Annotated in this window: 9 protein-coding genes and 1 pseudogene; 5 read left to right on the forward strand and 5 right to left on the reverse strand. The window is 66.5% G+C overall.

Translation table 11 applies throughout. The annotated features are described in order from the left end of the window. Window positions 1-76: 76 nt before the first annotated feature. The gene (locus tag SX243_07605) at window positions 77-1,084 is read right to left on the reverse strand and encodes a hypothetical protein (protein ID MDY7092821.1); all 1,008 of its coding nucleotides are present in this window, start codon (window positions 1,082-1,084) and stop codon (window positions 77-79) included. A gap of 329 nt (window positions 1,085-1,413) precedes the next feature. Here SX243_07605 and SX243_07610 point away from each other — a divergent pair, with 329 nt between their 5' ends. The 4 genes from SX243_07610 (at window position 1,414) to SX243_07625 (ending at window position 4,965) form a co-directional block, all read left to right on the forward strand. After that, the gene (locus SX243_07610; protein ID MDY7092822.1) at window positions 1,414-2,844 is read left to right on the forward strand and encodes an RtcB family protein; all 1,431 of its coding nucleotides are present in this window, start codon (window positions 1,414-1,416) and stop codon (window positions 2,842-2,844) included. A gap of 135 nt (window positions 2,845-2,979) precedes the next feature. Further along, a complete protein-coding gene (locus SX243_07615) occupies window positions 2,980-3,639 on the forward strand; it encodes a ferritin-like domain-containing protein (protein ID MDY7092823.1) in 660 nt (219 codons plus the stop codon). Between the two features lie 466 nt (window positions 3,640-4,105). Beyond that, window positions 4,106-4,300 carry a hypothetical protein gene (locus tag SX243_07620; protein ID MDY7092824.1) on the forward strand — a complete coding sequence of 65 codons (195 nt, stop codon included), beginning with the start codon at window positions 4,106-4,108 and terminating at the stop codon, window positions 4,298-4,300. A gap of 2 nt (window positions 4,301-4,302) precedes the next feature. Continuing rightward, on the forward strand, window positions 4,303-4,965 hold the full coding sequence (locus tag SX243_07625; protein ID MDY7092825.1) for a helix-turn-helix domain-containing protein: 663 nt from the start codon (window positions 4,303-4,305) through the stop codon (window positions 4,963-4,965). A gap of 38 nt (window positions 4,966-5,003) precedes the next feature. On the opposite strand, the gene SX243_07630 is transcribed toward SX243_07625, so the two are convergent. The 3 genes from SX243_07630 to SX243_07640 form a co-directional block, all read right to left on the reverse strand. Continuing rightward, window positions 5,004-6,332 carry a hypothetical protein gene (locus SX243_07630; protein ID MDY7092826.1) on the reverse strand — a complete coding sequence of 443 codons (1,329 nt, stop codon included), beginning with the start codon at window positions 6,330-6,332 and terminating at the stop codon, window positions 5,004-5,006. A gap of 717 nt (window positions 6,333-7,049) precedes the next feature. Next, window positions 7,050-8,318, reverse strand: a complete 1,269-nt coding sequence (locus tag SX243_07635; GenBank protein MDY7092827.1) for a DUF1501 domain-containing protein — start codon at window positions 8,316-8,318, stop codon at window positions 7,050-7,052. A gap of 19 nt (window positions 8,319-8,337) precedes the next feature. Further along, window positions 8,338-10,239, reverse strand: coding sequence for a DUF1800 domain-containing protein (locus SX243_07640; protein MDY7092828.1), 1,902 nt, complete (start codon window positions 10,237-10,239; stop codon window positions 8,338-8,340). Between the two features lie 119 nt (window positions 10,240-10,358). Between SX243_07640 and SX243_07645 the strand changes: the two genes are divergently transcribed. Continuing rightward, window positions 10,359-10,856, forward strand: a complete 498-nt coding sequence (locus SX243_07645; GenBank protein ID MDY7092829.1) for a DUF4442 domain-containing protein — start codon at window positions 10,359-10,361, stop codon at window positions 10,854-10,856. 51 nt (window positions 10,857-10,907) lie between these two features. Here SX243_07645 and SX243_07650 read toward each other — a convergent pair. Further along, a pseudogene (locus SX243_07650) lies at window positions 10,908-11,029 on the reverse strand (dihydroorotate dehydrogenase-like protein).

The raw sequence follows: 11,029 nt of genomic DNA on the forward strand, positions 1-11,029 counted from the left end.
GACACTTTTCTCCGCCATCGGCTGCCTTCTTTCGCCCGCGGCCCGCCGTTCGCGGCCCCCCTTTGGCGGCTCTTCCCTAATTTCTGCCGGCGGCCGGCCTCTGCGGCGGAGCGTCGGTCCACTCGGCGTTGCGCCATTCCACCAGCGTCGGGAAGAGATCCGTCAAATCCGCCAGCGACAGCGGCGCCCCCTTCTTGCGCCAGCGCTTGACCAGCTTGCGCGCCCCGGACTTCTTCTCCGCCTGCCACACCCGCTCCGACGCTTCGACGAAGCGCGCCTGATAGTCGAGCCACTGGGCCACCGGCAGATCGGTGTCGAAGCCCTCGAGGCGAGCCTTGCCGGGCTCTCCTTTGAGGGAGCGCAGACGGCGCAGGGTGATAGTGAGGTCGACGGGGGACGGCTCCTTGTTCAGGCGCCGCGCGGTGGTGCACAGGATGTGGCCCACCAGCTCCGCCACCCAGGGCTCCCGGCCGGCCGGCGCCAGGCCTCGGTTGATGGCGATCATGCGGCACATCTCGAACTCCACCAGGGAATCCGCTAGCAGCACTGTCGCCACTTCCTCGGCGGAGCCCCGAACGGTGAACTCAGTGCTGCCGTCGATGGTCATCCCCGCCAGCTCCCGCCACAGCACCACCGTCTCGTCGGTGCCCCAGGCGGGCACCGCGCCGGCGAAGGCCGCCACCCGCTGGGCCATGCCGTAGGGCCGTGGAAGCTGCTGGTCCCGCCAGTCGTCCGGCGACAGCACGAAGACCGCGAAGGGGCTGCCCACGGAGACCCAGGAGTTGACGCGCTCGTAGAGGTCCTTGAGCCGAAACTGCAGCCGGGCGGCGCGGTCCAGCGAGCCTGGCGTGTAGCGCACCATCACCTGGTCGTCGGGAATGGTGAGCAAGAAGTCGAGGCTCGTGCGCGGCACCGGCCCCAGCGGCGTTCCCGTGTCCTGCCCCAGCGCCGGCCGCGGAAGAGCCATCGCCATCATCCCCACCACCAGCAGCCCCGCCATCAACAGGCAGGTCAAGGAGCCCCTCCGACGATGGCGGATCGGGGATGGGGAGCGCGAGGCGGCGAAGTCGTGGAGATGATGCATCGAGTGGGAGACCTCGGGCGTTGATCTTCGAGCGAATCGGATACGACAGGACCAATGACGCCGTAAGTGTAGCGCGAACCGGCTCCGGCCCTCCCTCACCCTCATCGACCTCGATGATGCCGGTAAGGTTGATACTCAGGGTCGCCCGCATTGGGGATGCACACCGAAGGCAGGCACAAGGCCTGTCCTACCGTCTGATCTAGCATCGCATCCGGCCTCGAGACATCCCCGACTGCTATGCTAGAAAGTCCGCTCGTCGCACGGAATCCTTCCAAGGAGGGCTTCGCGCTGCGACATCTCATCGATTCTCATCCCCATCAGGAGGCACCATGCGGAGCAAAGATCTCGTCGCCCTCGGCGTTCCCCGCGGCGATCTCGATGTCGCCAAGGAGGTGCTGCGCGGTGCCAGCCGGGCGGGGCTCAAGAAGCGCGCCATCCGGCGGCGGCTGGAGGCGACTCTGGAGGTTCCGGAGCAGTGGCGGGAGGACGAGCACTTCGGCCCCCTCGCCCGCGCCCTGGAGGAGCGGGCGGACGCCCGGGACTCCTTCGAGGAACGCGCCGAGCCCGCCCACTACCGCCGCTGGGGAGAGGATCTGGACGCCAAGTCGGTGCAACAGATGGAGAACGCCTGCCGGCTACCGGTAGCCGCCGCCGGCGCCCTGATGCCCGACGCCCACCTGGGCTATGGACTGCCCATCGGCGGCGTCCTGGCCACCCGCAACGCGGTAATCCCCTACGCCGTCGGGGTCGACATCGCCTGCCGCATGAAGATGACCGTCCTCGACCTGCCGGTGAACGCTCTCGCCGGCCAGAAGGACCGGCTGGAGAAGTCGCTGGAGGCGGAGACCCGCTTCGGTATCGGCTCCAGCTTTCGAGATCGGCGCGAGCACGAGGTGCTGGATGAGGATTGGAGCGTCTCGCCCATCACCCGGCAGCACAAAGACAAGGCCTGGGCCCAGCTGGGCACCAGCGGCAGCGGCAACCACTTCGTCGAATTCGGCGTGCTCACCGTGCCCGCCAGCGACGGCGCTGACTCCGAGAGCTCAGCAGACGGCGACGGCCTGGGCTTGGAAGCGGGAACCTACCTCGCCCTCCTCAGCCACAGCGGTAGCCGCGGCACCGGCGCTTCCGTCGCCAGCCACTACAGCCGCCTGGCCATGGACCTGCATCCGGAGCTGCCCAAGGAGCTACGCCATCTGGCCTGGCTGGACCTGGATACGGAAGCCGGTCAAGAGTACTGGCAGGCGATGAGCCTGATGGGCCTCTACGCCGCCGCCAACCACGCCTGCATCCACCGCCACATGGTCAAGGCCCTGGGGGCTCGGGTGCTGGCGGATGTGGAGAATCATCACAACTTCGCCTGGAAGGAAGATCACTTCGGCGAGGAGGTGGTGGTGCACCGCAAAGGCGCCACCCCCGCCGGCGAGGGCGTGCTGGGCATCATCCCCGGCTCCATGGCGGACCCGGGCTTCGTGGTCCGCGGCAAGGGCCACCCCGACTCTCTGGCCTCCGCCGCCCACGGTGCCGGCCGCCGCATGAGCCGCCGCAAAGCCAACAACAGCTTCACCTGGTCCGAGACCAAAAAGCTCCTGGCAGACAGGGGAGTGACGGTGCTCTCCGCCGGCCTCGACGAGGTCCCCATGGCCTACAAGGACATCCGCTCGGTGATGGACGCCCAATCGGACCTGGTGGAGGTACTGGCTCGCTTCGACCCCAAGCTGGTCAAAATGGCCCCGGCGGGGGAGCGCCCCGAGGACTGAGCCAGCCCGTCGCAGATTCGTTACAGCGGAACTTCATCGCACGAAAGCACCACCCGCGATAGAATGGGAGACCGGCCATGGGCAGCCGGCGCGGAAATCTTCGAGCCCACGCATCTCACCCCCAAGGAGTCAGGCATGGACAGCAAGCAATTCGTCGACCAGCTTTTCAGCGAGATGGAGGAGCTGTTCTCCCAACTCGGTCAGCACGAGACCCTGGAGGCGGAAGCCGACGGAGAGGTAGAGGTGATCAAGCTGCTCAAGCTGGCTCTCAAGAGCGAGCTCGAAGCCAGCGAGCTGGCGGCGGTCTGGATGCCCACCACGCCGGAGGTAGACGCCAAGCGCCTGCTGGCGGAGCAATGCGGCGACGAGATGAAGCACTACGAGCTGATCAGCCACCGCCTGGGAGAGCTGGAGGTGGATATGAGCGACTACAACCCGCTCCAAGAGGGCTACTCCCCCCTCTACCACTACCTCAAGGGCCTGCCCACCACGGTGGAACGCATCGCCGGCGGCCCCTTCGCCTGCGAGGCCGTGGCACGCATCCGCAACCTCCAATTCATCGACTTCTGCCGCTCCGCCGGGGACTACCGCACCGCCGAGATGTACGAGACCATCATCCAGCCGGAAGAGGTCCATCACCACATCCGCGCCCGGGAAATCCTGGAGAAGTACTGCACCACTCCCGCACTGCAGGAAAAAGCCGCCACCGCCTGCCGCAGCGCCCTCGCCGTCGCCGACGAGCTTCGCAGCCTGAAGGAAAAGACCACCGGGCTGCACTCGATCCCCATGTCCTGAGGCGACTCGTCTCGATCCGCCACAGCGACCGGCCAGCCCCGCCCCGGGATCCAATCCCCGGGCGGAGGTGCTGAAACCACAACGATTTCCGATTCCACTCAATCTTTCCGCCACCACTCCCGTCATTCCCGCGCATGCGGGAATCCACGCGAGGCTGGGGAGTGAATGCCCCCTATCCGAACCAGTGGTACCTGAAGTCAACCCATCCTGGGATACTCAAAGATCACTCCTCACCAGCGCGTAGCCTCCCGCCTTCGCGGGAGTGACGGCGTTGTAAAAGCCACCCCCGATTTCGGGGCCGAGTTGCTCCCACTACTGGCAAACTCCCCCCTCCCCATTGGCACCAAGCGGAAGAACTTGTCCCAGCAAGGAAACCCCATTGACACTCAGATATTCATCCACATAAAATCTTGCCATTATGGCAGCACAACGAGGTCGGCCGCCTTCCAGGCCGAAGGATCTGGTGGTGTTCAACGCGCAATTGACCGCGGAAGCCAAGGCCAAGCTCAAGGCTCTGGCCCAGGTCGAGCACACCTACGCCTACTCGCTACTGGAGAATGCCTTCTGGCAGCTGTGGGACCGGCTGCCGGAGGACAAGCGCCGAGCTGCGGAGATCGTCGCCCAGCTCACCGGAGAGACTCCGACGGAGGAGGACTCCTGAGCGTGGGCGTGTGGGACCGGCTACCCCAGGCGCTGCGCAAGTTGCGGATTCTTCGGCGCATGACCCAGCGGGAGCTGGCGGCGGCGGCGGGGATCGGGACCTCGGCGATCTACAGCTACGAATCGGGACATCACCTGCCCCGTCTCGACACCCTCGGCGTGCTGATGGAGGTCTTGGAAGTCGATCTTTCCGACCTGACTCCCCTACTGAACCCACCGGCCGCCGCGGGCTCCCAATCAGCGAGCTCCCAATCAGCAGGCTCCCAGTCGACTCGCCAGCAGCCGGATCGGCGATATCGCCCGCCTCGGCGTCCCGGACTGGGCCTCGAAGAGCCCGCCGGCTTCATCGAAGAGGTCGGCCGGGGCATCGCCTGGCTGCGCCAAAGCCAGCGGCTGACCCTGCACGAAGTGGCCTCCGCCGCCGGTCTGAGCCAAAGCACCCTGAGCCGCATCGAGCGGGGGCAGCAGGACGTCAAGGGTGAGGCCCTGGGCAAGATCCTGGAGGCGCTGGACGCGGACCTGCTGCGCCTGGCCTTGACGGTCAAGGTCGCCGGCACCCTCACCGGGGAGCAAACCCTGAGAGAAGACGCGGACGACCGCGAGCTGGTCTCCATGGCCATCGCCGCCCTCGGCCTGGAGGAGGCGGTGCGGCTGATGGAGAATTGACTTCGCCTTCGAGGGAAGCTCAGGCTTTCGAGGGGAACTCAGGAAGCGATCTGGAAGGCATGAGTCGGATCGCGGCGGACCTGGACGAGATAGGTGGCCAGGTCGCCGATAAGCGCGGCGGTGACCCGCTCCAACATCGCCGCATCCTGGAAGAGCATCAGCGCCGCCGTCGCTTCCCGCGACACGTCTTGCCGCAGGAACTCCTGCACCATCTCCCCCGCCAGCTCTTTCACTTCGCCGGTTCGCCGCTGCTCCAGATAGAGCTCCGCCAGCTCCAGCGACACCAGCGCTGCATCGTAGGCAATATCTTCCTTCTGGAAGCCATGGCGGGCGGTGAGGAGATGGAACTCGGCCTCCTCCAGCTCGCCCAGCCCGCGAGCGATCTTCCCCTCCACCCAGGCGACGCGGAGCAGGCTCAGCGGGTCGCCGAGGCGAGCGTAGAGATCACGGCTCGCCTCGAGGATTCTTGCCGCCTCCTGCGGGTCCCCCGTCTCGCACAGGCAGATGGCCCGGGCGTGTTGACGGTAGAGGTAGATCTGGGGCTCGCTCTCCGCATCGATCAAATCCGCTATCCGGTCGAGGACCCGTAGGCTCTCTTCGGGGTCGCCGGCCTCGAAAAGCACCGCTGAGAGCTTGAGAAGGGCCCTTGCCGCCTCACTCAGGTTGTCGAGCATAAGGTACGTCGTCACTGCTCGGTGCAGCAGTTTCTTAGCTCCCTCGTGCCTCCTGAGAGCCTGGTAGAGCGAGGCTTCCAGAGCATCAACTTCAGCACGAACTAGGCGATCACCTCCACCGACAGTCCGCAAGAGGAATCGGCAGTGCTCGAAACGCTCCAATGCTGTCCGCGGGTCCCCCGCCACCCGAATGGCGTTACCAGCGTAAGCGAGAGCTTGAGCGTAAAGCTCGGTGGTGAGACTCGAGGCCTCGGAGTGCAGCAGCACCGCTCGCGCCAGCTCGGCGAGTTGGCGAGCCTGCTGGGGCTTGCCGTGAAAGTTGTCTCGGGAGGCCTTCAGCAGTAGCGCGACCAGAGCGGGACCACGATAGGCGGCAGGAGCCTGCCGCACCGCCTCCAAACGCTCCGACTGAGGAAGGGCCATTAGCTCTTCCAGCCGGCTTCCAGCCGCTCGCTTCTCCTGGCTCACCCGAGGCTCGGCGGCCTCGACCCGCTCCTTCACGCGTTGAAAGGCGGAAGTGTAAGAAGTCGCCTCTCCGGCGCTGGCCTCGGCCTGAAACGCCTCGAACTCCCCGCAGCAGGTGGGGCAAAGATCGAAGAGATGGGCCATCACGAGAGAGACCAGATCTCCGGGATCACGGGTCCCGTCCGCCAGCGCGCGCAGCAGCTCCCGCGTGAGATGCAGACTATCCATAGAAGCTCCCTGATTTGTTACAACAGAGACTCTATCAAGCAGCTGCGTGTCCTTGGAAGGGATATAAATACCCCCCTGCAGAAACACTCAGCCAATACAACAGCTAGAAGTTGTGCCGGCCGCTACTCCCGTGAATTAGGTCCGAACCTCTAAGAATGAGCGACCTCTACCATCAGGGTCGATGAACGGACCTGCGTCCCCACAAGACCGACCTGCACCATCGGGGTCAATGAACGGCCCAGTGTCGCCGCAAGTCCGACCTGCACCATTGGGATCGATGAACGGACCTGCATCATCCACCAGCACAGCCGCTGCTTGAGTCAGCAGAACCGCTTCTCCATCAATGATCTGCCAACCTTCATCAGCGTAGTCAGTCAACGCCAAGAGCGAGGTCAACGCACACACCACGAACGCCACAACGAGAATAGGTCCCAAAGCCAGATTCCGCATAGTTCCTCCTTGAGAGCACTCAGAACCAGCCCGAAAGCCGGCCGGGGCAGCGCTCCGGTTGATCCCCTAAGATGATTTAGTGCCCTCCAAGCATAAGCGCTGGACGGAAGAATGCACCGAATAGGGGAGCTTCCTCTATCTCTGAGACAGATCGGCTGACCCCCGAGGAGAGGAACACGGAGACTGGCGCAGACGACAAATGCTGCGCAGCGAGTTCGGGAAGAAGCGCGGATTCGAGGAGCTGGGGAAGGCCAGAGAGCGGGGGCGCTACCCGCGCCGGAAGAGAGGCAGCCGCGAACCGCTCCAGCCGGGGAAGAGCTCCTCGCCGACCGGAACGCCCAGGTGTGCACCGGCGACCTCGGAGAAGACCGAGCGGAAGTCGGTGGTCACCGGCAGATCGCGGCCTTCGTAGAGATTGTCGGGAGCGAGGGGTCCGAGCTCACCGTGGACCTTGCCGCCATCGACCTGGTTGCCCAGCACGAAGAGGCACGAGCCGTGGCCGTGGTCGGTGCCGGCGGCGCCGTTCTCCGCCACGGTGCGGCCGAATTCGGTCATGGTCAGCACCACCACATCGTCGCGGCGGCCGCCGAGGTCGGTCCAGAAGGCGGCGATGGAATCCGCCAGGTCGCGGGCGTGCCGGGCAAAGCTGCCGTTGACGGTTCCCTGGGCGACGTGGGTATCCCAGCCGCCGGACTCGGCGAAGGCCACCTCCAGGCCGACGTCGGCTTTGATCAACATGGCGATCTGCCGCAGGCTCTCCCCCAGGGGGCTCCGCGGGTAGCGAGCGCCGCCGGCGGGCCGATAGCCGCGCAGGGGCACCCGCTGCAGCAGATCCAAGGCCTCGAAGGTCTCGCCGCCGGTATCCCGCAGGAGATCCTGGGCGGTCTGACGATAGAGGGCTTCCAGGTCTTGGCCCGTGCCTGCGCCACCAGGCACCCCGCCCGCCATCAATCCGCCCGAACGCAGCCGGAAGTCCTCCAGTCGCCGCACCGCCACCGCCGGCTCGTCGCCGTAGAGGGAGCGCGGCAGGGCCGAGGTCAGGGATACCGCCCGGAACGGCGTGGCGTCGTGGCCCAGCAGACCGGAGGCGCGGTTGAGCCAGCCGCTGGAGGTGCCCTTGCGTCCCGGCGTGCCGGTCTCCATATAGTCCTGGGCATCGAAGTGGGAGCGGGTCGGATCCGGTGAGCCGACGCCGTGGACCACCGCCAGCCGGCCCTCCCGCCAGGGCTCCAGCAGCGGCTTGAGAGCGGGATGGAGCGCGTAGCCGACTCCCAGATCCAACAGGTCGCCGCCCCGGGCCGCGGAGAGGGCCAGCCGCGGCCGCAGCTTCGCCAGCTCCGGTGCCGACACCGGCGACACCGCCATCAGGCCGTCCATGGCGCCGCGCTGGAAGAGGGTTACCAGCACCTTCCGCCGCTGGTGGGCCCCCGGCGCCGCCACTGCCCGGGCGGCCCGATGAAGGAAGGACGGGCCGGCACCGAGGGTCACCAGGGCCAGGCCGCCGGCCTTCAAGAACGCTCTGCGATCTACCGTCATGCTTCGTTCTCCTTCCCTCTCAGCGACGCTGAAACTCCGGCGAGCCGAGGATCACCCCCACCACCCGCTCCTCGGCGGTGGGCGGCGGTGGCTCGGCTCGGCCCCGGCGACCCCGATCCAAAAGACCACTCCCCTCTGAGCCGAAGAGCAGAGCATCGGTCTCTCTGTCGATCAGCGGACCGGCCTCGTCGTCCCTTCCGGGGCTCTGCTGGGACCGTGCCTCGTCCATGCGGGCGGCGAGGTCCGAGCTGCGCACCATGGGCTCCAACAGCTCGAGCATGGGCTCTAGCTCCCGCTCCGGCAGGAGGATCGGCAGATAGGCCTCCAGGGCCGCGGTCAGGGACTCCGGCTCCCGGCCCGCGAGCAATGCTTCCAACCCCAGGTCCACACCGCGCACCCGCCCTGCGGCCAGATCCATGCCGAAGCTCATGCGGTTGAGCAGCGCACCGGTATTGACCCAGAAGTCGCCGCGGTCCGGGAAGCCGGTGGGAGCCTGATAGGCGTAGAGGGGTTGCCCCATGCGGCGCACCCACTCCACGACGCCGCGAGGATCGCCGACCTCGGCGTCCAGCACCCGTAGGGCGGACACCGCCAGCTCGAAGGGGGACTTGACCTTCTGCCGCCGCGCCTCTGGGGACCAGAAATGCGGCGAATAGGCCAGCGCCCGTACCATCTCCGCCGCGTCCCCACCGCTGCGGCGATAGACCTGCGCCAGCTGCTCCACCAGCGGCGCCGGAGGCTCGTCGGTGACGAAACGGGCCGCCAGCTTGCGCGCCAGGTGGCGAGCGGTGGAGGGATGGGAGGCGAGCAGGTCCAGCACCTCTTCCCCGTCCTCGATGCCGCGGCCTGGAGCCAGGCGCCGCCCCAGCACCGTCTTCGCCTCGGCATCGTGCTGGTCCGCCCGGAAGAGGAAGGGGCCGTCCACCACGAAGCCCAGGCCCCGGGCTCGACGGGCGCGCTCCAATCGCTCCCGCACGCGATCTCCGGCGCTTCCGGAAGGCACGACCGTCCAGCCGGTGAAGGCTCTCGCCACCTCCACCACATCCCGCTGGCTGTAGCCACCGTCGACGCCCAGGGTGTGGAGCTCGAGGAGCTCCCGGGCGTAGTTTTCGTTGAGCCCCACCACCCGCCGTCGAGCAGCCCGGGCGCGGCGGCCTCCAGCAAAGGTGGTGCGCACCCCTTCCTCCGCCGCCGAGCGGGCGTTGTCCAGATATAGCAGCATCGCCGGGTGGCGGGCGGTGGCCTCCAGCAGACGAGGGAATCGGCCCAGAGACCGGGGCCGTAGTGCGTCGCGCTCGTAGGCCAGGATGTAGGGGCGGACTTGGTTGTCGGTGAGGGAGACGTTGAAATGGTTGAACCAGAAGTCCGTGAGCACTTCCTGGAGCTGATTCTCGGAGTAGACAGCGCGGTAGAGCTTGGCCGCCATCAACTGCTGGAGGAGCTCGCGCTGGGAACGGTAGCCCTGCTCCCGCGCCCATTCCATCACCTGCCGCCGAGCGCGGCGACGATCCACGCCCGTCCCTTCGCCCCCGACGCCCTGTGCACCAGCTCCCTGTGCACCGGCTCCCTCTGCACCGGCTCGGAGGGCCTCCACCTGCTCCCGATCCAGCACCCCCTCCGCCACCGCCTGCATCAGCAGCTGTCCCGGATTGGGGAAGGTGCTGGCGAGCTCGTCCTCGGTGAGCTTCCAAAGGTCCAGCCGAGCCAGCCGCGTCTCCAGCTGCGGGCTCCGCCGATCCGCCGCCAGCTGCTGCTCCAACCAGCGCTCCAGCCCCATCTCCCGCACCGCCTGAACTTCCCCGGGGCGCGGGCCGAAGGCGAAGCGGTCCAGAAGATGCGCTGCAGCCTGGCCCTCGCTCCAACCCGCGGCGCGCCAGGGTAGACGGTCCCCGGGCGTGGAGCTGCGCAAGGCCTGGCTCATGGCTTCATCTTCCGGGTCATGCCGCGATCCTCCATCACGTATAGTGCAACCCACGACGAAGCCGCTTCTTGCGCAAACCGCTGACCTTTGACCCGACAAGCCCCGCCATGTCCAAGAAAGTGACCACCAAGCAACGCTGGCTCTTCTGGCTGATGCGCTTCTATCCCCCCTTCCTCGGTGCGGGGATCCGAGTGTGCACGGTGCGCGATGACCTGCGCCTCATCGAAACCGAGATGAAGCTCCACTGGTGGAACCGCAACTACGTGGGGACCCACTTCGGCGGCTCCCTCTTCGCCATGTGCGACCCGTTCTACATGGTCATGCTGGTGGAGCTGCTGGGCCGCGACTACATCGTCTGGGACAAGGCTGCCACCATCCGCTTCCGGCGGCCGGGCCGCGGCACCATGCGGGCGCGCTTCGAAATTCCCCTGGAACGCGAGCAGGAAATCCGCGCCGCGGCGGACGCCGAGGGCAAGGTAGAGCCGGTGTTCAAGGCCGAGGTCTTGGACCAGGAGGGCGAGGTGGTCGCCGAGGTGGAGAAGCTCCTCTACGTGCGGCGCAAGGATGCGCGGCTAGAGGACTCGAAGCCGCCGGAGGGAAACGAGGAAGAAGCTTAGTAGAGCGGCCGGCGGCGGCAACCAAGCCTTCAGCCTGGTGGACTGGCGTCCTATCATTTTAATAACATCTTGCCCTTTTTGTATCCCGCTAGTTGCTGCAAAATCAACTTCTAATCTACCGTACAAAATAGCTATCCAACGCATAGGTAAACGCATTGCTTGTGGCGTACTTA

The organism is Acidobacteriota bacterium (genome assembly GCA_034211275.1).
Lineage (GTDB): Bacteria > Acidobacteriota > Thermoanaerobaculia > Multivoradales > JAHZIX01 > JAGQSE01.